Origin of the sequence: Microtetraspora fusca, assembly GCF_001570365.1 — a bacterium.
GTDB classification, from domain to species: domain Bacteria; phylum Actinomycetota; class Actinomycetes; order Streptosporangiales; family Streptosporangiaceae; genus Microtetraspora; species Microtetraspora fusca.
Genome location: NZ_BBYK01000098.1, coordinates 1 through 22562, shown reverse-complemented (window position 1 = coordinate 22562; position 22562 = coordinate 1). Strand labels below are relative to the sequence as shown.

At 70.0% G+C, this 22562-nt stretch carries 24 protein-coding genes and 2 pseudogenes; 12 read left to right on the top strand and 14 right to left on the bottom strand.

The features are described 5' to 3' along the window. Positions 1 to 272: 272 nt before the first annotated feature. Positions 273 to 644, top strand: a complete 372-nt coding sequence (locus AWQ68_RS39775) for a ClpX C4-type zinc finger protein (protein ID WP_066951754.1) — start codon at positions 273 to 275, stop codon at positions 642 to 644. A gap of 149 nt (positions 645 to 793) precedes the next feature. Here the strand turns inward: AWQ68_RS39775 and AWQ68_RS39770 are convergent, their stop codons facing one another. Together AWQ68_RS39770 and uppS are read right to left on the bottom strand one after the other, a co-directional pair. Then, entirely contained in the window at positions 794 to 2257 is a 1464-nt protein-coding gene (locus AWQ68_RS39770; RefSeq protein ID WP_066951752.1) for an oxygenase MpaB family protein, read from the bottom strand. Then, the gene (gene uppS, locus AWQ68_RS39765) at positions 2257 to 2958 is read right to left on the bottom strand and encodes a polyprenyl diphosphate synthase (protein ID WP_066951751.1); all 702 of its coding nucleotides are present in this window, start codon (positions 2956 to 2958) and stop codon (positions 2257 to 2259) included. The genes AWQ68_RS39770 and uppS overlap by 1 nt, the downstream gene beginning before the upstream one ends. A 464-nt stretch (positions 2959 to 3422) precedes the next feature. On the opposite strand from uppS, the gene AWQ68_RS39760 reads away from it, so the two are divergent. Both AWQ68_RS39760 and AWQ68_RS39755 read left to right on the top strand, forming a co-directional pair. Further along, the gene (locus AWQ68_RS39760) at positions 3423 to 4151 is read left to right on the top strand and encodes a dienelactone hydrolase family protein (RefSeq protein ID WP_066951749.1); all 729 of its coding nucleotides are present in this window, start codon (positions 3423 to 3425) and stop codon (positions 4149 to 4151) included. 291 nt (positions 4152 to 4442) lie between these two features. Further along, the gene (locus tag AWQ68_RS39755; RefSeq protein ID WP_066951747.1) at positions 4443 to 5381 is read left to right on the top strand and encodes a sigma-70 family RNA polymerase sigma factor; all 939 of its coding nucleotides are present in this window, start codon (positions 4443 to 4445) and stop codon (positions 5379 to 5381) included. A 134-nt stretch (positions 5382 to 5515) separates the two neighbouring features. Here the strand turns inward: AWQ68_RS39755 and AWQ68_RS45540 are convergent. Continuing rightward, positions 5516 to 6001, bottom strand: a pseudogene (locus AWQ68_RS45540) (IS110 family transposase); the annotation flags it as partial. A gap of 230 nt (positions 6002 to 6231) precedes the next feature. On the opposite strand from AWQ68_RS45540, the gene AWQ68_RS39750 reads away from it, so the two are divergent. Genes AWQ68_RS39750 through AWQ68_RS39740 form a run of 3 tightly spaced genes read left to right on the top strand, consistent with a single transcriptional unit; the run spans position 6232 to position 7839 of the window. Then, complete coding sequence (locus tag AWQ68_RS39750; RefSeq protein ID WP_066951741.1) at positions 6232 to 6789, top strand: dihydrofolate reductase family protein; 558 nt, start codon at positions 6232 to 6234, stop codon at positions 6787 to 6789. Continuing rightward, the gene (locus AWQ68_RS39745; protein ID WP_066951739.1) at positions 6786 to 7007 is read left to right on the top strand and encodes an EthD family reductase; all 222 of its coding nucleotides are present in this window, start codon (positions 6786 to 6788) and stop codon (positions 7005 to 7007) included. The genes AWQ68_RS39750 and AWQ68_RS39745 overlap by 4 nt, the downstream gene beginning before the upstream one ends. A gap of 40 nt (positions 7008 to 7047) precedes the next feature. Next, entirely contained in the window at positions 7048 to 7839 is a 792-nt protein-coding gene (locus AWQ68_RS39740) for a class I SAM-dependent methyltransferase (protein WP_066951738.1), read from the top strand. A gap of 461 nt (positions 7840 to 8300) precedes the next feature. Here the strand turns inward: AWQ68_RS39740 and AWQ68_RS39735 are convergent, their stop codons facing one another. Further along, positions 8301 to 9071 (bottom strand): class I SAM-dependent methyltransferase, encoded by a 771-nt coding sequence (locus AWQ68_RS39735; protein ID WP_066951767.1) that lies wholly within the window; start codon positions 9069 to 9071, stop codon positions 8301 to 8303. A gap of 629 nt (positions 9072 to 9700) precedes the next feature. Next, complete coding sequence (locus AWQ68_RS39730; protein WP_245656582.1) at positions 9701 to 10141, bottom strand: ribosomal protein L7/L12; 441 nt, start codon at positions 10139 to 10141, stop codon at positions 9701 to 9703. A gap of 104 nt (positions 10142 to 10245) precedes the next feature. Here AWQ68_RS39730 and AWQ68_RS46420 point away from each other — a divergent pair. The 4 genes and pseudogenes from AWQ68_RS46420 to AWQ68_RS39715 all read left to right on the top strand — a co-directional run. Beyond that, positions 10246 to 10338 (top strand): annotated as a pseudogene (locus AWQ68_RS46420) (IS982 family transposase); the annotation flags it as partial. Between the two features lie 33 nt (positions 10339 to 10371). Continuing rightward, positions 10372 to 11319, top strand: a complete 948-nt coding sequence (gene sigJ, locus AWQ68_RS39725; RefSeq protein WP_066951734.1) for an RNA polymerase sigma factor SigJ — start codon at positions 10372 to 10374, stop codon at positions 11317 to 11319. A gap of 93 nt (positions 11320 to 11412) precedes the next feature. Continuing rightward, positions 11413 to 12609: an NAD(P)/FAD-dependent oxidoreductase gene (locus AWQ68_RS39720; protein ID WP_066951732.1), complete on the top strand. Its 1197-nt coding sequence runs from the start codon at positions 11413 to 11415 to the stop codon at positions 12607 to 12609. 394 nt (positions 12610 to 13003) lie between these two features. Then, positions 13004 to 13873: an alpha/beta fold hydrolase gene (locus AWQ68_RS39715; protein WP_066951765.1), complete on the top strand. Its 870-nt coding sequence runs from the start codon at positions 13004 to 13006 to the stop codon at positions 13871 to 13873. 112 nt (positions 13874 to 13985) lie between these two features. Here the strand turns inward: AWQ68_RS39715 and AWQ68_RS39710 are convergent, their stop codons facing one another. Further along, on the bottom strand, positions 13986 to 14885 hold the full coding sequence (locus tag AWQ68_RS39710; protein ID WP_066951730.1) for an aminoglycoside phosphotransferase family protein: 900 nt from the start codon (positions 14883 to 14885) through the stop codon (positions 13986 to 13988). A gap of 217 nt (positions 14886 to 15102) precedes the next feature. Further along, on the bottom strand, positions 15103 to 15747 hold the full coding sequence (locus tag AWQ68_RS45875; RefSeq protein WP_281217874.1) for a zinc-binding dehydrogenase: 645 nt from the start codon (positions 15745 to 15747) through the stop codon (positions 15103 to 15105). Here AWQ68_RS45875 and AWQ68_RS39700 point away from each other — a divergent pair. Beyond that, the gene (locus tag AWQ68_RS39700; protein WP_066951727.1) at positions 15647 to 16177 is read left to right on the top strand and encodes a TetR/AcrR family transcriptional regulator; all 531 of its coding nucleotides are present in this window, start codon (positions 15647 to 15649) and stop codon (positions 16175 to 16177) included. The two genes, AWQ68_RS45875 and AWQ68_RS39700, sit on opposite strands and share 101 nt — an antisense overlap. Then, complete coding sequence (locus AWQ68_RS39695; RefSeq protein ID WP_218007251.1) at positions 16174 to 16629, top strand: DUF5360 family protein; 456 nt, start codon at positions 16174 to 16176, stop codon at positions 16627 to 16629. The genes AWQ68_RS39700 and AWQ68_RS39695 overlap by 4 nt, the downstream gene beginning before the upstream one ends. A gap of 122 nt (positions 16630 to 16751) precedes the next feature. Here the strand turns inward: AWQ68_RS39695 and AWQ68_RS44555 are convergent, their stop codons facing one another. The 7 genes from AWQ68_RS44555 to AWQ68_RS39660 form a co-directional block, all read right to left on the bottom strand. Further along, the gene (locus AWQ68_RS44555; RefSeq protein ID WP_066951725.1) at positions 16752 to 17600 is read right to left on the bottom strand and encodes a dioxygenase family protein; all 849 of its coding nucleotides are present in this window, start codon (positions 17598 to 17600) and stop codon (positions 16752 to 16754) included. A 223-nt stretch (positions 17601 to 17823) separates the two neighbouring features. Next, entirely contained in the window at positions 17824 to 18810 is a 987-nt protein-coding gene (locus tag AWQ68_RS39685) for an NADPH:quinone reductase (protein ID WP_245656579.1), read from the bottom strand. A 43-nt stretch (positions 18811 to 18853) separates the two neighbouring features. Further along, positions 18854 to 19993, bottom strand: a complete 1140-nt coding sequence (gene hypE / locus AWQ68_RS39680) for a hydrogenase expression/formation protein HypE (RefSeq protein ID WP_157546520.1) — start codon at positions 19991 to 19993, stop codon at positions 18854 to 18856. Beyond that, positions 19990 to 21117, bottom strand: a complete 1128-nt coding sequence (hypD, locus tag AWQ68_RS39675; protein ID WP_066951722.1) for a hydrogenase formation protein HypD — start codon at positions 21115 to 21117, stop codon at positions 19990 to 19992. Before hypD ends, hypE begins: the two co-directional genes overlap by 4 nt. A 6-nt stretch (positions 21118 to 21123) precedes the next feature. Continuing rightward, positions 21124 to 21342, bottom strand: coding sequence for a HypC/HybG/HupF family hydrogenase formation chaperone (locus AWQ68_RS39670; protein ID WP_245656577.1), 219 nt, complete (start codon positions 21340 to 21342; stop codon positions 21124 to 21126). 7 nt (positions 21343 to 21349) lie between these two features. Beyond that, entirely contained in the window at positions 21350 to 21742 is a 393-nt protein-coding gene (locus AWQ68_RS39665; protein ID WP_066951759.1) for a hydrogenase maturation nickel metallochaperone HypA/HybF, read from the bottom strand. A 135-nt stretch (positions 21743 to 21877) separates the two neighbouring features. Next, positions 21878 to 22558, bottom strand: a complete 681-nt coding sequence (locus AWQ68_RS39660; RefSeq protein WP_066951756.1) for a D-sedoheptulose-7-phosphate isomerase — start codon at positions 22556 to 22558, stop codon at positions 21878 to 21880. Between the last annotated feature and the right edge of the window lie 4 nt (positions 22559 to 22562).

Sequence of the window (22562 nt, the reverse complement as noted above, 5' to 3'; positions counted from 1 at the left end):
CGCCAGTTTTCGTTCCGATGTTCCTCAACCCCCGAACCGCCCGCCGACCCCGAGGCCGGTTGAGCAGTCGCTGACGCGAGCCGACCACCGAAGGCGGCCGGGGCGTCTACGCAACCCCGGCCCGCGAAGCATGCCGCAACCCCCGCTGTGGCCGCGGATCCAACGCCGACGCCACGATGTCCCGCCGACGGCTTGTCAGGTGTGGCCTGACAGCTTAAGGTCGAGATCGCGCTGTCAGGAGATGCCTGACAGTCGTCGACCCCGGAGGACCCATGGCCGCCCCATCCCTGAACGAGGAGAAGATCCACTGCTCGTTCTGCGCCAAATCGAAAACCGACGTCGAAAAGGTGGTCGCCGGCCCCGGCGTGTACATCTGCAACGAGTGCGTCGGACTGTGCAACGCCGTCCTCGCCGCCCCGGCCGAGCCGGAACCCGTCGCCGAGATCCCCTGGCCGGACCGCACGTCCGACGAACAGATCCTCGAACTCCTGCCGCGCATCGCCGCGGTGAGCGCCCAGGTCGAGGCGAGCCTGCAGGTCTGGGTGGACCGACTCCGCGATCGGGGCGTCACCTGGGCCAGGATCGGCGCCGCACTCGGCATGACCCGGCAGTCGGCCTGGGAGCGGTTCTCAGGAGAGGAGTGAGGACCCTGCCCGCCGGGGGAGCGGCGTTGCGACGTGCCGATCTTCGACTGGCCGCCACCACGGGCCCCTCCCGCACGGGCGAGCCGCCGTGCGGGAGAGGCCGGTTCCGCCATGACGGGGCAGAAGTCTCGCCACAGCGCGCGACGCCGTCAGGATTGGGCGAACAACCCCTCGTAGGCGTCCGAGTGCCCGCGGCCGGCCATGAAGTTCAGGAACCGGCGTACGAACTCGGCACGGGTCAGCCGCTCGTCGGCGTCGCCCGCGTCGTGATCGAACGCGGTGCGGAAGAGGGCCCGGTACTCCCGCGCGTCGATGGTCTGGTCGCCGTCCGCATCGGTGACGTCGAACAGCACCTCGGCGACCCTGATGAGGGCGGAGCTCGTCATCGCGGCGGTCGCCGCGGCGTACTCCTGGCCGCTGATGCGCCCGTCGCCGTCGGTGTCCAGCTCCTTCTGCAGCTCCCGCCACCAGTCCGCGAAGGCGGTGAACAGGCGATCCTCGTCCTGGGCGTCCAGGTCGAGACGGGTGGCGATCTCCCGGGCCATCGCCGCGACGTCGGGCCAGTCGAGGTAACCGTTGCCGGTCTGGTCCAGGACCTCCGAGAAGAACCGCGAGGCGGACCGCAGCCGCGACTCGTCGGCGGGCGGCGTCATCGGGGAGGGCGTGAGAAGGCGGAACAGCGCCCCCGCCTTCGCCGCGCCGCGCCGCAACCCTGCCAGCGGGTCACCGTCCGGCGCAGGAGCGTACTTCGGGTCGAGCATGGTCATGACCGTGTCCAGCCGCGTCCACGCCTCCGGCAGCAGCCGCGTCGCGAGCCGCGTGGACAGGTACGCGGTGTGAATCAACGTGCGTGCGCCGGGCAACTCGGGAAGCCCCAACCGCGCCCGAAGCGGCTCCGGTAGTGACGCCACGGTGATCGCGGTGGCCACCGGACCGGCGAGCGCCCTGCCCGCCGCCCACGCGGCCGGACGGTCGCGCAGCAGGGGAGGAGCGGGCACCTGCGCGAACAGGCGGTCGAGGATGATGTGGACGGTTTCGGTGTTCTCCAGCCGCTCCTCGATCATGAATTCGTAGTAGGGCCAGAACTCCCGCAGCGTCGGCGGAAGCTTCCCGCCGTCCGGCTCCATCAGGGCGAGGAGCGCCAGGAACTCGGAGTACAGCCGGTCCAGGGCGGGGCCGTCGAGCGACTCGCCGCTCAGCCGGCACATCGTGACCGTGGACTCGAACATCGTCGCCACCACCCACGCGCGCACCTCGGGATCCGCCGCGTTGAACGGGCGGCCCTCGGCGTCGGTGCCGGTGATGCGCGCGTGCAGGCGATTCAGCCGGGCCGCCTCCCGCCGTCGCACCCGCTCGTCGGGGTTGACCATCCGCTGTGTGCTGAGCACGGTGTTGCGCAGCCGCCGCCAGGGGTGCGCGACGAAGGTCGAGTTGGTGATCAGCGCGGCGTCGATCTGCGGGTGCGCGGCCTCCAACACGATGGCCCGGGTCGCCACCAGCCCCCAGCGCACCTGGTGGCTCAGGTCGTAGAGCATCGATCCGGGGCCGAGCGGGTCGGCGGAGGCAGCGGACGCGATGCCGTCATCGATGTCCGCGGGTGCGACGTTGCTCATCAAGCTCCCTTTCCTGTCGCGGTCGGTACCTGCACACCGCCGAACCGGCGGTCCCGCCGCCGGTAGACGTCCAGGCATTCCCAAAAGTGCTCGGCGCGGAAGTCCGGCCACAGCACCTCAGGGAAGACCCATTCGGCGTAAGCCACCTGCCAGAGCATGAAGTTGGAGATCCGCTGTTCTCCCGAGGTGCGGATGACCAGGTCCACCTCCGGCATGTCCGGGTGGGGGAGATGGCGGGCGAAACTCTCCTCGGTGACCTGCTCGGGCGGCACGCCGTCGCGGATCAGCGACCGGGCGGCCTCGACGATGTCACGGCGTCCGCCATGATCGAACGCCACCGTCAACGTCATCCGCCGGTTGTCGCGGGTGAGCGCCATCAGGTCGGCGATGTCTCGGGCCAGCGGCGGCGGGATCCGGGGGTCGGCGACCCCCAGGAAACGGCATCGGACCCCGCGCGCGTGCAGCGAGAGAGCATGCTTCCGTATGGCGCGCCGCACCAGCCGCAGCAGGACGTCGATCTCGGCGGCCGGGCGCCGCCAGTTCTCGGTGGAGAAGGCGTACAGGCTCAGCCACTCGACGCCGGCCGTGTGGGCCGCCTCGATGACGTCGATCACGGCGGCCTCGGCCGCCTGGTGTCCCGCGGTGCGGGGGAGCGACCGCTGTGCGGCCCATCGGCCGTTCCCGTCCATGACGCACGCCACATGGCGCGGCAGCCCTCTCACACCGCCCGCCACAAGGAGGAGGACATGACCGCTCCCGTCGTACGCCGAATACACAAAAGCGCGCAATGGGCACCCACGCCGCAGCTATCGCGATGATGTGCCGCGCCAACTAATACCCTGTAATCAGTCAACTACGCAATGAAATCGGCAGAGATCGGGTCACGGCAGCAGGAGTGGCCCCGCCGATGCGGCCCTGACAGAACCGGCGAGCTTCGCGGCCCGTCCAGCGCGGCGGTTCCAGCGCCCCTCTACGATCTGGTGCCGGACAACGCTTGCCCCCAAAAGGCGCGAGTTGTGATCTTTGTGATACCTTCGGCGTCGCCGTGCACCACTGCGAACTCAAGGAGGTGAGACCGATCAACGCTGCGACAGGTCGGGGCTCCCTCCTTTGCATGGCCTAAGGGAGCGCCCGCGCAAGGCATCCCGAAAGGCCTGAAACGCTGATGCGCTTCACCTCCCAGACGTCGTCGGACGGCGTCACCGAGCAGTTCTTCACCCTCGACGAGATCCCCGGCGTGCTGTGGACGCCGGAAGACGCCAGCGCTCCTCGTCCCCTGATCCTGCTGGGGCACGGCGGCGGGCAGCACAAGACGGCCCCCGGCATCGTGTCCCGCGCGCGCCGCTACGCTGCCGAGGGTTTCGCGGTCGTCGCGATCGACGCGCCCAACCACGGCGACCGACCCAGGGACGAGGAGTTCGGCCGGATCGCGGCCGAGATGCGGGCCGGCATCGCCGCCGGTGAGAATCCGGGCGCGCTGGTCGCCGGCATGCACAGCTATCTCGCCGGTCAGGCCGTCGCGGACTGGCAGGCGGTCCTCACCGCGGTCCAGCGCCTCGACCAGGTCGGTGCCGGCCCGGTGGGCTACGGCGGCATGTCGATGGGCTGCGGGCTCGGCATCCCGCTCATCGCCGCAGAGCCCCGGATCCGCGCCGCGGTGGTGGGCCTGCTCGGCGTGCACGGGCTGGCCGAAGACGCCGCGCGGATCACCGTGCCGGTGCAGTTCCTGGTCCAGTGGGACGACCAGATGGTACCGCGGGACCAGAGCCTGGCCTTGTTCGACGCCCTGGGCTCGGCTCAGAAGACGCTGCATGCCAACCCCGGCAAACACGGGGATGTGCCGTCGTTTGAAGTGGACAACTCGCTGAGGTTCTTCATCCGGCATCTGAGCTGACACGAGATCGCAGTGCTTTGCGCGGCGGCCGGAAGTCGCCCCCGGCCGGCGCGTCCGATCCAGACCGTTCGACGTCGTCTTCCGCCTGGACGAGTTCGGGCCCCTCAACCGCCAACCCCACCCGCGCCGGCAGTGGACCGAGCGCGGAGGCCGAAGGGGGGGAACGTTGCCTGACGCAACACCAGAAGCCGGCGTCCACCTCGTGGCATCGACCGCAGTCATCGCGGGCGTGGCGGGGGAGGGCAGCACCTCGCCGGCCGTGCGGAACGCCGTGTACGCCATGATGGGCCCGTGGATCTCGAGCCTTACCGCGGTGAGCTGGTGGCGTACTGCTATCGGATGGTCGGCTCGTTCCACGAGGCCGAGGACCTGGTGCAGGAGACCATGTCCCGGGCCTGGAAGGCCCGGGACCGGTACGACCCCACGCGCGCGTCCACACGGACCTGGCTGTACCGGATCGCGACGAACGTCTGTCTGACCGCGCTGGAAGGGCGAGCGCGACGGCCGTTGCCGTCAGGGTTGGGGGCGCCCAGCGACGACCCCGGGGCACCGCTAACTCCGGCCTTCGATGTTCCCTGGCTCCAGCCGTTTCCCGATGCGCGCTTCGACACCGGGACGCGGGCCGACATGCGGCTCGCGCTGGTGGCGGCGATGCAGATTTTGCCGCCGCGGCAGCGGGCGGTACTCGTGCTCCGTGAGGTATTGGAGTTCAGCGCCGCCGAGGTGGCCGCCCAGCTCGGCACCACGGTCCCGGCCGTCAACAGCGCCCTGCAGCGGGCCCGCGCCGCCCTCGCGGAAGCGAGCGAGGCCGATGAGGTCACCGAGCCGGACGACCCGAAGGTGCGCGCGGCGATCGGCCGGTACGTGCGGGCGTTCGAGGCGGCCGACGTCCCCGCGCTCGTGCGGCTCCTCACAGACGACGCGGTCCTGGAGATGCCGCCGGTCCCGCTGTGGTACCGGGGCAGCCACGACTACGGCCTGTTCATGCGCCGCGTGTTCGACATGCGCGGGACGGGCTGGAGCGTCCGGCGCCTGACCGCCAACGGGCAGCCCGCGCTCGCAGCCTACGCACCGGAGCCTGGCGGCGGGCATCGCCTGCACACGCTGCAGGTTCTCACCATCACCGGCGGGCGCGTCGCACGCAACGTCGTGTTCGCCGATCCGGCCGTGTTCGAGGCATTCGACCTGCCGCAGCGGATTTCTTCCGACGAGTTCGACCAGAGGCGATGATTCGGGCCGATGCCGCCGGTACGTACGGGTGAGCATCGACCGAAAGCCTCCGCAGGAGTGCAGTAGCCGCTCACCAGGATCAACGCCGACCGGGTGGAGAAGTCGAAGCTGCGCTCCAGCGCCGGGAAGATACCGCTCAGCAGGTCGCGCAGCCGGTTGACCCCGCGCACCCAATCGGCCATCACATCGGCCCGGTAGGCGGTCAGCCGGGTCAGCTCGACCACCAGCTCGTCGGTGGGCGACAGTTCGGTCAGGTCGCCGCGCATGCGTGCGGTGTCGGCGATGATGCGGGCGTCCTTGGCGTCGGTCTTGCCTTCGCCGCGGAAGACGCCGGCCATGCCGTTGACCACGCGGCCGGGCACGTAGACGACCTTCTGCCCGGTGGTCAGCAGGAGGGTCAGCAGCAGGGACGCGGCCGGGCTGACCAGGTCCACCGCCCAACGCACCTGCCCGCCGGTCTTCGCCACGGTTTTGGCGGCCCGGTTGATCAGCTCTTCGATCTGCTGCTGGCCGTTGGTGACCTTGGCCGTCCACAGTTTCTTGCCGCCGGCGTCGATCGCCACCGCGTGGTGGCTGCTCTTGCCCGCGTCGACGCCGACCCACACATCCGTCGCCGACATCCGGCTCGCCCTCCTGTTCTCGCTGGTCAAGCCCGTGGACAACCCCGCCGTCAGGTCCCTAAGCAGCGACGCTCCGCATCAGATCTCAATCAGCGGCCAAGGCGTCCCGGGTGACGAGGCGGCTATTCCTTCCTAGCCACAACCACGGCAGACACTCATCAGCCACACCCCGTCGCCCTGGGCATCCGGAGCGACTCACTCCAGACAAATCGATCTTAGGGACCCTCATCGTGAGCGTCATCGTCATTGAGTTCATCACCCTGGACGGGATCGTGTCCGACCCGGACGGATCCGCGGGCACATCGACCGGCGGCTGGGCGTTCCGTCACGGCCCCGAGACGGTCGCCGGGGACAAGTTCCGGCTCGGACGCACGCTGGACGACGGCGTCATGGCGCTGGGGCGCAGCACCTGGCAGCTGTTCTCGCGGCTGTGGCCGGGACGCGACGACCCGTTCGCCGCGCGGATGAACGCCGTGCCGAAGCTGGTCGCCTCCCGTACGCTGACCGACGCCTCGGCATGGGCGAACTCCACGGTCATCGACGGCGACCTCGTCCACGCCGTCAAGCGCGAGCCGCGTGACGTGATCATCACGGGGAACCTGAGCGTCGTGCGCACGCTGATGGCGGGGGACCTGATCGACGAATACCGGCTGCTGACGTTCCCCACGATCCTCGGCGGCGGCGAGCGGCTCTTCCCCTCCGGCGGGTCACCCGCCTACCTCGAGTGCCTGTCGGCCGAGCGGGTGGGCGCCGCCGTCCTCACCCGGTACGGGAGGGTGGCACGATGACCGTCCGTTTCCTCGCCCTGTATGAGACACCGGCCGCCCCTGAGGCGTTCGACCGTCACTACCGCGAGGTCCACATCCCGCTCGCGCGCCGGCTGCCGGGGCTGCGCCGGTACGTGGTCGGCCGTGACCTGGCGGCCGTACGCGGTGGCGCGCCCTGCTACCTGGTCGCCGAGTTGGAAATCGCGGGCGGGGCGTCGGTACGCCACCTGGCGCCGTAATCGCGGTGCGGGGGTCTGCGGCGTCTGCCATGATCGCGAGGTGTCCCGATTTGAAGATCTTGTCGCTGAAGGCGAATCCGTCCCCACCGAGGGGTGGGACTTCTCCTGGTTCGCCGGCCGTGCGATGGAAGAACGCCCGTCCTGGGGTTACGCGAAGCTGCTCGCGGGCCGGATGGCGAAGGCCGGGGCGGCGCTCGACATCCAGACCGGCGGGGGAGAGGTGCTGGCCTCGGTCCCGGCCGCCCCACCGGTCTTGGTGGCGACGGAATCGTGGCAGCCCAACATGGAGATCGCCCGGCGCAACCTGGCCAAGTTCGATGCCACGGTCGTCGAGGTTGACGACGAGGCCGACCTGCCGTTCCCGTCGGACCACTTCGACCTGGTGGTCAGCCGCCACCCGGTGATCACCCGCTGGGACGAGGTCCGCCGCGTTCTGCGTCCGAACGGCACGTATCTCTCGCAGCAGGTGGGCTCGGGCTCGGTGCGCGAGCTGACCGAGTTCATGATGGGGGAGCAGGAAGCTCAGGAAGCTTCGGTCCACCCGTCTTTGGGCCCGCTGGCGACCACGGCCGGCGCGACCCCGCTGGAGGCGACCTTCAGCGCGGAGGCGGCGGGCCTGGAGGTCGTCGACGTGCGTCAGGAAGCACTCCGAATGGAGTTCTACGACATCGCGGCGGTGGTCCACTTCCTCCGCAAGGTGATCTGGATCGTCCCGGGCTTCACCGTCGAGGCGTACCGCGACCGTCTGGCACAGCTGCATGACTTCATGGAGCGTCACGGCCCCTTCGTGGCCTACTCGCAGCGCTTCCTCATTGAGGCTCGGAAGAGCTGAACCTGCTCGGGGGCACGGCCGGAGCTGTCTCGCATTCACGGGGCGCACCGACGGACATGCCGACCGTTCACCGGCGGCGGGGCAGGGCTGCCGCGGTCAGAGAACCGTGTGCCGCCGGCCTGCGGGAGGCCGCTACCGGGACCCCAATAACGCCTCCGGGGTGCGGGGGTCTGTCCAGTTGATCGGACAGACCCGGGCGGCGGCCAGATGAAGTGAGACAAAGATGCGTTCTGGACCGAGTGTGTGAGACATGGAGCAGGTTCAGTGAGACTGGACCAGATGCTCCGGCTCAATTGATGTGACACACAGATGTTCGTCCACCTCGGGTGTGTCAGTTCTATTGAGACAGCAGAGGAGCGCGGAGTCTCAAACAACTGACACAACTGTGACTGAGCGCTTCAGTTGGCGGGAATCGCCCGCTGAAACGCTCAGTCACCACAGCCGATCGTGACGAGGCGCCGTTAGCCGGCTTCGAGAACGAAGAACAAGAAACTCAGGAACCTCGTGCGGGTGAGCTCGATCTCGCGGAGCTCCTCGGGGAACACATCGCGGGCTTCCGGCACAAACGGCGGTTCGCTGATGACGCTGATGCGAAAGCCGGCCGCGGTGAAGGCTTCGGTCATCGCGTGCAGCGGCCGGTCCCAGAAGCTCATCTGGGCGGTCTGGCCGCCCATGGTCCATTCTTGGGTCCGGTTACGGGTCTCGAAGTACGTGGGCTTTTCCCCGGCCATGTGCTGCATGAGGGTGCTCATGAAAGGATGCTCGACCGAGACGAGGAGTCTGCCACCAGGCCTCAGCACGCGTCGCAGCTCGGCCAGTGTCGGTCCCCAGTCTTCCAGGTAGTGCAGCACCAGGGACGCGATGACGTCGTCAAACGCGTCGTCGGGGAAGGGCAGTGGGCTGGCCAGGTCAACGACCCGCAGATCTGCGTCGGCGCCCAGCCGCCGTCGGGCCATCTCCAGCATCCCGGCGCTCGCGTCGACGCCGGTCACGATGGCGCCTCGATCGCGCAACGCGGAGAACAGCGGACCCGAGCCGCAGCCGGCGTCGAGGATGCGCCTTCCGGTCACATCCCCGGCGAGCTCCAGCATCGCGGGCCGCTCGTAGTACGCGTTGAGAAGACTGGTCTCGTTCTCGGCCGTGTACCCCTCGGCGATCCTGTCGTAGTCGTTGAATCGCGACGAAGATGCGGCCTCAACATGCTTCTCCGGCATAGTAGACATGCGGGCCATTTTGGCCCACCCGTCATGGGTTGCGCAGACATACAGCCCGTTTGTCATGGCTGAGCGCACATCCGCCAACTGAAGCGCCAAGTCACAGTTGTGTCAGTTGTTTGAGACTCCGCGCTCCTCTGCTGTCTCAATAGAACTGCACACCCGAGGTGGACGAACATCTGTGTGTCACATCAATTGAGACGGAACAGGGACCCAGGGATATAAGGCGGACCTTTGCGACAACTTACGCAACTCGTTCTATACCAGACAGAATTCACCTTCTGTCTGGTATAGCGTTTGTTGTCACTTTTGTCGTTCTTGGCGCCTTTCGCGTTCCGGCTACAGGGCGGTCGTCGAGAGGGGAGCCCAGCTCCTCTCGCTGTCCCGGCCATGGCCGGAGATGTGTGGCCCTTCCTGGACGGGGCGCACGTTCAGGATCCATGGGGGCTGGGTGGATCGATCACGCTCCGGACCCCGGCCGGGCTCTTGGGTGGCCTGCCAGGTCGGGTTCTACGGCAGTGCCGTGCTCGGCGCTCGATGGCGGACCCGGGCGGCCGGTGGTCGTGACGGCGGAACTCCGCAGTGTGCGCAGCCCTGGCGACAGGTGGCCGTTCTTATGGTGATTTTTCGGACAGTTCCGAGGGGGCTCAGAGGGCGTTGACGAAGATCTCGGCCTCGGCCTGCGTCATGCCGGTCTCGCCGCGTACGAGGAAGACGGCCTGCTCGGCGCGCCCGGCGGCCTTCAGCTCACGCACCCGCGAGGCGAGGTCGCCCCTCGGGGCGGACGGATCGACGACGGGGACGGGACGTCCGGCGTCCAGGGCGTCCACGATGTCCTTGGCCTCCTTGAGGCCGAGCCCGGTTCCTTCTCTGACCGCCTTGATCGCGTGGATCTTCTTGCCCTCGGCGCACAGCTCGCGAACGCGTTCCTGGAGGTCGGACGAGATCGGCGGCATGAGCCCCGGCGTGCGCCACGCGAGCTGCGTGCTGGGCCGGGCTCCCGCGCGGGCCGCCAGCACGATGACGGTCACCAGCACGACGACCACGACGAGGATGATGACCATCTCAGGGATTCCCAATCCGAACACGCCGTGATCGTACGGCTCTCGCGGGCTCTGAGGAACCCTCCCCTTGTTGCTCGATAATGAACATTATGTCAAATAGTGCAGATGAGAGGAGGTCAGCGCTCCCTGCCCAACGCATCCTCGCCATGGCCTCCGCGATCTGGCACAACAACAAGACCGGGGCTCCGATCACCCGATCGCCGATCGCCTGTGACCACTGATCACATTGGACTCACTCGTCTAGCATCGGGGCCATGCACTTGACCGCGGACGACGTCGAACGGTTCGAGGCCTCCAGGCCGCGCCTGGAGGCCATCGCCTACCGCCTCCTCGGCTCCGCCGCGGAGGCCGAGGACGCCGTGCAGGAGACGTTCCTGCGCTGGCAGGCCGCCGACGTCGATCGCGTCGAGGTTCCCGAGGCGTGGCTGACGAAGGTCCTCACCAACCTGTGCCTCAACCAGCTCACCTCCGCGCGGGCGCGCCGCGAGACCTATGTGGGCCAGTGGCTTCCCGAGCCGCTGCTCGCCGGGGACCCGATGCTCGGCCCGGCCGACACCGCCGAGCAGCGGGAATCGGTCTCGTACGCGGTCCTCACCCTCATGGAGCGCCTCTCCCCCAACGAGCGGGCGGTGTACGTGCTGCGGGAGGCCTTCGACTGCCCGCACCGGGAGATCGCCGAGATCCTCGACATCACCGAGGCCGCCAGCCAGCAGATCTTCCACCGTGCCAAGAAGCACGTCGCGGACGGCAAGGTCCGCACCGAGGTCGACGAGGCGGCCGCCCGGCGGATCGTCGAGGAGTTCCTGGCGGCCGCCACCAGCGGTAAGACCGAGCCGCTCGTGCGCCTGCTCACCGAGGACGCCATCGCGATCGGTGACGGCGGCGGGAAGGTCCCGGCGCGCTTCAAGGCGTTCGAGGGCGCCGTCGCGGTCGCGAAGTTCCTGCGGGGCCTGTTCAAGCCCAGCGAGGCCAAACGAGCCATGGTCGGCGGCTCGCCGGAGGTCTACGCCTGGATCGCCAACGGCGACCCCGCGGTCGTGGCCGTCGTCGGCGGCCGGGTCGTCGGCGTCATGTGCCTGGAGGTCACCGCCGAGGGCCATCTCACCGGGTTCCGCAACCAGGTCAACCCCGACAAGCTCGAACGCGCGACCGCGCAGTGGGCGGCCGCCGGCCACGGGGAGCCCCCGCTCGACGCCTGGTGAGCCCTATGTGACGCGCTTCACACCGCGTTCCTGTCAGGAAACGGCGGGCCGCCCGGTTCAAGGGGCAAACCCGCGCACGATAGGAGCAAGGAAATGCGGCACCGCATCATCGTCCTCGGAGCCGGATACACCGGAGCCATCGTCGCCGGTCGCCTCGCCAAGCGGCTCCGCCGCGAGGACGTCGCGATCACCCTTGTCAACGCCGAGCCCGACTTCGTCGAACGCGTCCGCATGCACCAGCTGGCGACCGGCCAGGACCTCAGCCCCCGGCCGTTCAGCGAGATGTTCGCGGGCACCGGCGTCGAACTGAGGCTGGCGAAGGTCACCGGTGTCGACGTCGACGGCAAGACCGTCGCCGTCGTCGACGCGAAGGGTGCCGAGGAACTCCCCTACGACACGCTCGTCTACGCCCTTGGCAGCGGCTGGAACGCCGAAGGTGTCCCTGGGGTCGCCGAGCACGCCTATGAGATCGCCGGCCGCCCCGGGGCGCTCCGGCTGCGCGAGCGCCTGGCCCGCCTTGACGCGGGGCAGACCGTGGTCGTCGTCGGCGGCGGCCTCACCGGCCTGGAGGCCGCGACCGAGATCGCCGAGGCCCGCCCGGATCTCGACGTCGCCCTCGCCGCCGGCGGGGGCCTCGGCGACTGGCTCTCGCCGAAGGGCCGCGAGCACCTGCGCAAGGTCGTCGGCAAGCTCGGGATCACCGTGCACGAGCACGCCGCCGTCACCGGCGTCGAGGCCGACAGTGTTGTCACCGCCGACGGCACGTCCATCCCGGCCGCGGTCACCGTGTGGACCACCGGTTTCGCGGTGCACCCGATCGCGAAGGCGTCCGCACTGGAGGTCACCGGCACCGGTCAGATCGTGGTCGACGAGACCATGCGCTCGGTCTCGCACCCGGACGTGTACGCCGTCGGCGACGCGGCCATGGTGATGGGCCCCGGGGACAAGCCGCTGCGGATGTCGTGCGCCTCGGGAATTCCGACCGCGTGGCAGGCCGCCGGTGCGATCGCGGCGCGCCTGACCGGCGGGAAGCTCCCGAACACGCCGCTCCGCTACTTCAACCAGTGCATCTCGCTGGGTCGCAAGGAGGGTTTGATCCAGTACGTCACCGCCGACGATCGCGCCGTGGGAGCGGTCCTGACCGGACGGCCGGCCGCCGTCTACAAGGAGGTGGTCTGCAAGGGCGCCGCGTGGGGCGTCGCCAACCCGACGTTCGGCCTGCCGACGCGGCGCCGTCGCGTCACGCGGGAGCGGGCCGCGGCGGGCTCGGCCGTCAAGTCGTTGGCGTAGTGCACGAAGCGAAGCGGGCCCTTCGCTGCCGGTCGACGTGGCGACGATCGTTCGCATGGGCCGAGAGCATGGGCCGAGAGCAAATGAGTGCGGGGTGTAAGAGACGCGCGCCTCGGCCTGGGCGTCCCGTCTGCGGTCGTCCCGCCCGAAGTGGAAGCGGCCAGGGCCACGGGGACAAGGAACGGCCTTGTCCCCGTGGCCCTGGCCTGCTCGACTTGTCTCGGGCCGATCGGGGGCGGGGTGATCAGGCTTTCGCCTCAGCCGTCAACGGACCCGAGACAAGTCCAGCAGGCCGATGTCGATGTCTACGCGGCGATGTCACCCATCCAGGCGATGTCGCCGGGCTCTCCCGCGCCGTTGACTGGAGTCACGACCCGACGAGCGGGAGGTGACCATGATTGCCGTCCACCATCTGACCGGGGACGTCGACGGGCTGAGGGTGTTCTACCGTGAGGCAGGCCCCAAGGACGCGCCGACGATCGTGCTGCTGCACGGCTTCCCCAGCAGCTCGCACATGTTCCGGCACCTGATTCCCGCCCTCGCCGACCGGTACCACGTGATCGCACCCGATCACATCGGCTTCGGCTACTCCTCGGCCCCGTCCGTTGAGGACTTCCCGTACACCTTCGACTCTTTGACCGAGGTGACGACCGCGCTGCTCGCTCAGTGTGGGGTCCATGAGTACGCGATGTACGTGCAGGACTACGGCGCCCCGATCGGGTGGCGGCTGGCCATGAGCTCACCTGGGCGTGTCACCGCGATCGTCACCCAGAACGGAAACGCCTACGCCGACGGCTTCGTCGACGCTTTCTGGGGTGGCCTGTTCGCCTACGCCGCCGATCCGGGCCCGGAAACCGAGCGGCCGGTGCGGGCCGCGCTGAGCCTGGACAGCACCCGCTGGCAGTACGAGAACGGCGTGGCCGACCCGTCCCTGATCAGCCCGGACGCCTGGACCCACGACCAGATGCTGCTGGACCGGCCCGGCAACGCGGACATCCAGCTCGCGCTCTTCCGCGACTACCCGGCCAACGTCGCTCTCTACCCCAGGGTCCACGAGTACTTCAGGGCCAGTCAGGTGCCGCTGCTGGCGGTCTGGGGCGCCAACGACGGCATCTTCGGTCCTGCGGGAGCGAGGGCCTTTCTGCGGGATCTGCCGGAGGCCGAGGTGCACCTGCTCGACGCCGGTCACTTCGCACTGGAGAGCCATCTGGACGTGATCGCGGACTACATGCGCGGCTTCCTCGGAAGGGTCTTGGGTGGCTAGAGCCGGCTCCGCCGGGCTCTGGGGCGGGGCGATTCCGGTCACGGCGGGTTCGGCCGTCAAGTCGTCGGCGTGGACCGGCGGCGGTCGTGTGCTTCGGAGGGGCGCGGGTGGCTCAGTGGGAGCCGTCGGCGAGGACCTGTGTGAGGGCGTGCGTGGTCTGGCGGACTATCCCGGGGTTGGTGTCCCAGTAGTACGGGAGTGCGATGACGGCCTGGAGGAGTGCCCAGCCGCGGCCGCGCAGCCATGACGCGTCGTCGGCGCCGACTTCGTCGCGGAAGCGTCGGCGGTTCTCCCCCGCGAACACGTTCCAGGCGGGTTGGAGGTCGCAGGCGGGGTCGCCGACGTTGAGGCCGCCGAAGTCGATGACGGCCGACAGGCGGCCGTCGGTGACGAGGAGGTTGCCGGGCAGCAGGTCGCCGTGGACCCATACCTGCGGCTGGTCCCATGTCGGGGCCTCGAGGGACTCCTGCCACGATCGCAGGGCCGCGGCGCCGTCGATGCGGTCGCCGAGCTGGGCGATGGACCGGCGTACGCCCTCGTCGTGTTCGGCGAGCGGTCCCCCGCGGGCGTGCGGTGGGCGCGGGTGGGCGCCGGCGGTGTCCACTCGGCGCAGTGCTTTGATGAACGCGGCGAGATCGGCCGCGGCCTGGTCGAGGTCGCGGATCGTGCCGTTGGCGTTCTGGCCGGGCAGCCACTCGTAGATGGACCAGGTGAAGGGGTAGTCCTCGGCCGGTTGCCCTGCCGCCACCTGTACGGGGACCGCGAGCGGCAGGTGTGGTGCGAGCGTGGGCAGCCACCGCGCTTCTTTGGCCGCCTGGCCGGTGGCCCATCCGATGCGCGGCAGCCGTACGGACAGGTGGTCGCCGAGCCGGTAGATGTCGTGGTCGGTGCCGTAGGAGGTGACCGGTTCGATCGCGAGGTCGGCCCACTGCGGGAACTGGTCGGCGATCAGGCGGCGGACGAGGTCGACGTCGGTGTGGATCTCGTCGGCGTGCATTCTGGTTCTGGCCATCGCGGCCATCCTCGGCCGCCTCTCTCGATCGCGGCAATCGGTTTTCGGTCAGGTCGCCGTGCGCCGGAGTGCCGCTCCCCCGCTGCCCCGCTGCCCTGGGCCGCCGGTGGAGACGGCGGTCCGGTTCAACCTTGTCGCCGCCTGGCGCGGGTCCACCGTGGTCATCGAGGCCGAGGGGGTCGCGCGGGCGCCCGCTGAGGAGGGGCCCGCGCTGATGTCAGCGACCTGTGGTGACCACGATTTTGCCGAACTGGGTGTTGGACTCCATGTGCTGGTGTGCCTGGACGATCTGTTCCAGGGGGAACACGCGGTCCACCACGGGGCGGAAGGCTCCGCCACGCAGGCCCGAGGCGACGAACGCCGCGCCGCGGCGCAGCCGCTGCGGGTTTGTGGCGATCTCGAGCATGGTGTACGTGCGCATGTTCAGGGCGGGCATGCCGAGGTCGAACCCTGGATACGGGGTCGGGCGGCCGCTGAGCGCGCCCCACAGGAACAGGGTTCCGTCGGCGGCCACAGCGCGGGCCAGGTCCACGACTCCCGGGCCGGCGACGGCGTCGAAGACGTACTCGGCGCCCTTGCCGCCGGTCAGTTCCAAGATGCGCGTCGTCACGTCCTGCTCGTCCGAGACGATGACCTCGGCCGCGCGACCGCGGTGTGGTCCACCGCAAGGGCGCCGCCCCTCCCCCTCGATCGTTGCGGTGGACGGCGGTCGAGCGACGCGGCTAGGCTCCCGACCGTCTAGACGGTCGGGAGGGAGACGGATGCGGGATCGGATTCTCGACGCCGCGGAGCGGATGCTGGTCTCAGGAGGGGCGGACGCGATCCGGTTGGACGCGGTGGCGGCCCGGGCCGAGGTCAGCAAGGGCGGCCTGCTGCATCACTTCAGGTCGAAGCAGGCGCTGGTCGAGGGGGTGCTGGAGCGGCTGGTGGAGCGGTTCGAGGCCACGTTGCCGCCGCCGGGGTCGCCGCCGGGGGCGTTCACACGAGCGTGGCTGGACGCGAGCATTCCGGAGGCCGACGTGTCGGCCCGGGAGCACGGTGATCAGGTATCGGTGGCGCTGCTCGCGGCGTTGTCCGGCGGTCCGGAGGTGCTCGGCGTCCTGCGGGGGTGTTACGAGAGGTGGCAGCGCAGGATCGCGGACGACGGGCTCGATCCGGTGACGGCCACTCTGGTGCGGCTCGCCGTGGACGGCTGGTGGATGGCGCGGCTGCTCGACCTGGCGCCTCCTCGTGATGACCTGCACGTTCAGGTACGCGCACGGCTGGCCGCGATGGCCGGGGAGGGCGCGTGAGTGCCTCGTCGGCGGCGGGGAGTGGCGCGCCGGTGGGCCGCGTGCTGCGGGCGACGAAGGTCGCGATGCTGGTCGCCGACGTGGGGTTGCTCGTGTACTGGGCGGTGGTGGTCGCCGGCCTGATCCCGCCGGAGCTGGCCTACAAGGACTACGCCAATCCGATCTTGAGTGACTGGAACGCGTCGTTCGTGGTGCTGGACGTGGCGGCGAGCGTGACCGGGCTGGCGACGCTGTGCCGTACGGCCGCGTGGCGGTCGTTGATGACGGTGTCGCTGACTCTGACCAGCACGGCCGGGCTTCAGGCGGTGGCGTTCTGGGCGCTGCGCGGGGACTTCGCACTCGCCTGGTGGCTGCCGAACCTGTTCCTGCTGCTGTTCCCGTTGCCGGGGCTGGTGGTCCTGGTGCGCGGGCCGGCTCGTACGGCGTGGCCGGCCGGAGGGCGGGCGGTCTGACCACCAGAGCGGCATGACGGCCAGAGCGGCATGACCGCCGGAGGCGGCAGGGGTCGGCGGGAGGGTGCCCAGCCGCCGGTGTCCGCGGCCGGCGGCTGGGCGGGTGTGGCAGTGGGCGTGCGTCAGACCCGCTGCCACAGTGCGGGGACGTTCGGGGGCTCCCAGCCGACCTGTGCGGTGTGTCCCTGGAGGCAGCGGTAGGTGGAGCCGCCGTAGGTGACGGTGGCTCCGGGCTGGTAGGTGGTGCCGGCGCTCCAGGTGCCGCCGGGGGGCGTGCTCGGGGAGGCGGTGGGCGACGCGCTCGGCGAGGGGCTGGGCCCGCCGCCGCCGGGCACGTTGAGCACGAAGTCGAACGTGGCCTCCTTGCCGGTTCCGGCATTGCGGACGTTCATGAGCAGGCGCGGGTCGTAGATCGTGTCGGTGCTGTTGCGGGGTTCGCCCGGGAAGTAGAGCTGCGTGGTGAGGATCGGGCGGTTGGGCGCCTGGACCTTCACGTGGATGTGGCGGGTACGGCCGGGGTAGAGGCCGGGGACGATCGTGGTGAGCGTGAAGGCGCCCTGGGCATTGGTGAACTGGTGGCCGCGGAAGGTGAAGCCGTAGTTGTCGTAGGCGCCGTTGGTGTCGGCCTGCCAGAAGTCCAGCAGCACGTTGGCGAGGGGCTGGCAGGAGAGGCCGAAGACGTAGCCGGTGAAGGTGAGGGGGACGCCGGGCGTGCCGGGGCCGGCCAGGTTGGTGCGCAGCGGCGAGTTGGGCTTGAAGTACGGGCCTTCGATCTGCGGGACCGTCGGGTCGTCGTGGTCGGAGCAGTACGGCGTCGGGGTCAGCGGCTCCCCCGTCGCCCGTGCCTCGCGGGCCAGTGCGGGGAACTGTCCGACCAGCAGCGGGAGCGGGGCGACCAGTGCGGCCTTGAGCAGGGTCTTGCGGGTGATGCCCTTGCGTTCCGGCTCGGCGGGCGTGTTCTCGGTGTCCATCAGTGGCCTTCTCGGTGTCGGGGGTGAGGCGGCCCGGTCCGGGGTGCCGCGTTCGGCTGTACGCCGGTGGGTGTGGGTGGCGGTCGGCGCGTGAGCCGGCTGCGCGGCCCGGTCCGGGGTGCCTTGACTGGACCAAAGCTGACACGGAATGGATGAGGGGAACACCTTACAAATTTCCATAACTGGGTGATATGGAATGGAGTTCGCAGGTCGGGGCGCCGGGTTACGGGCGGAGGACGACGCGGCCGGTGGTCTGGCCGTCCTCCAGCATGCGGTGGGCCTCGGCGGCCTGGTCCAGGGGGAGGATGTCGCCGATCCGCACGCGCAGGGTTCCGGAGGCCAGCAGGTGGTTGACCAGCGCTGCGGCGTCGGCGAGGTCGGCGGCGCTCGCGTTGGAGATGGCGAAGCCGAGCAGCCGGGCGTCCCTGGTGTAGAGGGAGCCGACGGGGAGCTCGGCGCGGGCGGTGACGCCGGCGGTGAGCAGGACGCGGCCGCCGCGGGCGAGGAGCGGGGTCACGCCGGGGATGTCGTGGTGTCCGGAGGTGTCCCAGTGGACGTGGACGCCGTCGGGTGCGGCCTTGCCGAGGTGGGTGAGCAGGTGGGGGTCGCGGTAGTCGAACACCTCGGCGGCGCCGAGGTCGTGGCAGTAGGGGGCGTCGGCGGGGCGGGCGGTGGCGATGACGTGGGCTCCGGCGCGGGCGGCCATGGTGACGGCGCAGGAGCCGACGGCGCCCGCTCCCCCGCCGATGACGACGGTTTCGCCGGGGCGGACGCGGGCTTCGCGGAAGAGGCCGAGGAAGGCGGTGGCGGCGGGGTGGAGGGCGGCGACCGCTGTGACGGGGTCGACGCCGGGTGGCAGCGGGTAGAGCCGGTCGGCGGGGACGACGGCGTGGGTGGAGAAGGAGCCCTGGCGGCCGCCGTGGCCGAGGCTGTTGCACCAGACGCGGTCGCCTGATGCGAAGCCGGTGACGCCGGGTCCGGTCCTGGCGACGGTGCCGGTGAGGTCGCGTCCGATGACGAACGGGAAGGGGGTGGGGGTGCGGTAGAGGCCGGATCGGACGAAGGTGTCGACGTGGTTGGCGGCGACGGCGTCGACGTGGACGAGCACGTCGGTGGGGCCGGGTTCGGGCAGGGGCAGGTCGCCGACGCGGATGCGTTCGGCGGGGCCGAGTTCGGTCACGTAGGCGGCGCGCATGCGCGGGGTGCTCATGGTGCGGTCTCTTTCCTGCGGTCCCGTCCCGGTCGGGGCGTGGTCAGCAGATGCGTGGAAGCGGGTCGCCGACGAGGAGGTCGACGATGCGGGTGCCGCCGAAGCAGGTCTTGAGCAGGACCAGGCCGGGCGGGTCGTCGCCGGCGCGGCCGATGAGGGCGGCGTCGGCGCCGAGCGGGTGGGAGCGCAGGGCGTCGAGGGCGGCGTCGGCGCGGTGGGGGGCGACGACGGCGACCATGCGGCCTTCGCAGGCGACGTAGAGGGGGTCGATGCCGAGGAGTTCGCAGGCTCCGCGTACCTGGGGGCGGACGGGGACGGCGTTCTCGTCGAGGACGACGCAGGTGCGGGAGGCGGCGGCGATCTCGTTGAGTACGGTGGCCACTCCCCCGCGGGTGGCGTCGCGCAGGCAGCGTACGGCGTCGCCGCAGGCGGCGAGGAGGCGGCCGGTGAGGTCGTGGAGGGGGGCGGTGTCGGAGGTGAGATGGGCTTCCAGGTCGAGTTCGCCCCGGGCGAGCATGATCGTCATGCCGTGGTCGCCGATGGGGCCGGAGACGATGACGGCGTCGCCGGGGGTGACGGAGGCGGCGCTGAGGGTGGCGCCGCGGTCGAGGGCGCCGATTCCGGCGGTGGTGATGTAGCAGCCGTCGGCTTTGCCGTTCTCGACGACCTTGGTGTCGCCGGTGACGATGTGGACGCCGGCGGCGTGGGCGGCGGCTGCCATGGACGCCGTGATGCGGCGCAGGTCGGCGATGGGCAGGCCTTCTTCGAGGATGAAGGAGGCGGTGAGGTGGCGGGGGGTGGCGCCGCACATGGCGAGGTCGTTGACGGTGCCGTTGACGGCCAGGTCGCCGATGTCGCCACCCGGGAAGAAGAGGGGTTTGACGACGTAGGAGTCGGTGGTGATGGCGAGGTCGTCGGTGACGGCGCCGTCGGCGAGGGGTTCCAGGAGGGGGTTGCGGAACGCCTCGAGGAAGACGGCCTCGATGAGGGTGTGGGTGGCCTTGCCTCCGGCGCCGTGGGCGAGGGTGATGAGTTCCTCTCTGATGCGTGCTTTGCCGCGGCGGGCGCGTTCGATGCGTTCGAGGACCTGGTCTTCGCGGGTGGGGCGGTGGAGGTGGCCGGCTTCGCGTACGGCGGTCTCGGCCCAGGCGGCCGTGGTCTCCTCGCTCGGTTCGGTGGTCACGGGCTGGTCGCCTCCTTGACGCGCTGGCGGGAGAAGCGGCCGAAGTTGTAGTAGGCGGCGCAGGCGCCCTCGGAGGAGACCATGCAGGTGCCGATGGGGGTCTCGGGGGTGCAGGCGGTGCCGAAGACCTTGCACTCCCAGGGTTTGAGCACGCCTTTGAGGACTTCGCCGCACTGGCAGGCCTTGGGGTCGGCGACGCGTACGCCGGGGATGTGGAAGATGCGTTCGGCGTCGTAGGCGGCGTATTTCTCGGTCATCTTGAGTGCGGAGTGGGAGATGGATCCGAGGCCGCGCCATTCGAAGTAGGGGCGGAGTTCCATGACGCGGCTGATGGCGTTGAGCGCCTTGGGGTTGCCGTTCCAGGGGACGACGCGGGCGTACTGGTTCTCGACCTGGCTGCGGCCGTGGGCGAGCTGGGTGAGGATCTGGTAGACGGAGCGCAGCACGTCGAGGGGTTCGAAGCCGGTGACGACGAGGGGTTTGCCGTAGGTGTGGGCGATGAACTCGTAGGGGCGGCAGCCGATGACGGCGGAGACGTGGCCGGGGCCGATGAAGCCGTCGAGGTGCAGGTCGGGTGAGTCGAGGATGGCTTTGATCGCCGGGATGATCGTGACGTGGTTGCAGAAGACGGAGAAGTTGTGGATCCCCTCCGCTTCGGCGCGCAGGACGGTCATGGCGGTGGAGGGTGCGGTGGTCTCGAAGCCGATGGCCATGAAGACGACGCGTCTGCCGGGGTTCTGCCTGGCGATCTTGAGGGCGTCGAGGGGTGAGTAGACCATGCGGATGTCGGCGCCGCGTGCTTTGGCGTCGAGGAAGGAGCCGCGGCCTCCGGGGACGCGCATCATGTCGCCGAAGGAGGTCATGATGACGCCGGGCTGCTCGGCGATGTGGATGGCGTCGTCGAGGCGTCCCATGGGGATGACGCAGACGGGGCAGCCGGGGCCGTGGATGAGGGTGACGGCCTCGGGGAGGTAGTCCTCCAGGCCGTGCTTGTAGATGGTGTGGGTGTGGCCGCCGCAGACCTCCATGAACTTGTAGGTGTGGCCTGGGCGGCAGAGCGCGGCCATCTGGGCGGACAGGGCGCGGGCCTGCCCGGCGTCGCGGTATTCGTCGACGAAGCGCATCGGGTGTCACCCCTGTTCGATGGTGGATTCGCGGAGGGCGGCGATCTCGTCCTCGTACGGGTCGCCGATGCTCCTGAGGAAGTCGAGGGCGGCGGCGGCCTCCTCTTCGTCGATCTTGGAGAGGGCGAAGCCGACGTGGATGAGGACCCAGTCGCCGGGGGCGAGGTCCTCGCGGTCGAGGAGGCCGATGTTGATGGCGCGCCGGACGCCGCTGATGTCGACCATGGCGAGGTCAGGATGGTCGGGCAGGATCTCCGCTATCTCCCCGGGGATGCCCAGGCACATGTGCGGCCTCCGTGGTCTGGATGGATTCGAGGATGAGTTCGTCGCCGCCTTCGGTGACGATGTCGATGCCGCCGCAGCCGCCGCAGGAGGCGAAGGCGTCGTCGGATGTGGTGGTGTGGCGGCAGGTGCGGCAGATGTGCCGGGCCGGGACGATGACGAGTTCGAGGCGGGCGCCTTCGGCGGGTGATCCCGCCGACACCATGGCGAAGGCCTGGTTGATGGCGGGTTCGCTGATGCGCAGGAGGGCGCCGGCGCGGACGCGGGCGTGCTTGACGGGCCGGCCGGCGGCGCGCTTCTCGACGGCGTCGAGGATCGCTTCGGCGATCCCGATTTCGTGCACGGTGGTCACCCCGTTCCGGGAGTTTCGAATGGTTACGCTGCGTAGTCATTCCCGGTCGGTGGGGGCGGTGGTGCTGTGATCGGGAAATTTCCGGTCAGGGCATTTTGATCAGCCCGGCCGGCCGGGTGCGCCGGGTCACGCGGGCAGGGAGGCGCCGAGGGCGTGCTGGGTGAGTTCCCGGAGCACGTGGTAGAGGGTGGTCTGCGCTTCCTGGATGCGGTGCACGGACGGCGAGGGCACGACGAAGAGGTGGTCGAGCAGGCCGAGTTCGGCGAGCGTGCCGCCGCGGTCGCCGGCCAGGCCGACGGTGAGCAGGCCGAGGCGGGCGGCTTCGCGGAAGGCGTGGATCACGTTGGCGGAGCCGCCGCTGGTGGACAGGCCGAGGGCGATGTCGCCGGGGCGGGCGAGCGCGGCGAGCTGGCGGGCGAAGACGACGTCGAAGCCGACGTCGTTGGACAGGGCGGTGACGACGGCGACGTCGCTGGTGAGGGCGAGGGCGGGCAGCGGGCGTCCGGGTGGGTCGGGGTGGAGGAAGGCGGTGGCGACCTCCTGGGCGTCGGTGCTGCTTCCGCCGTTGCCGAAGGTGAACAGGCGTCCTCCGGAGGCGAAGCGGGTGGCCATCTCCTGGGCGCAGGAGATGAGGCGGTCGCCGTCGAGTTCGGCGATGTGGCGGCGGAGCCGTACGATCTCGGCGGCCTTGGCCTCGGTGGAGCGCTGGGCCTCGGCGAGGACGGACCGCAGGTGGTCCTGGTCGGGGTAGAGGAAGGGGTACAGGCCGCGCATCTCCTCCGATGGCGGCTCGTCAACGACGGCCATGGTC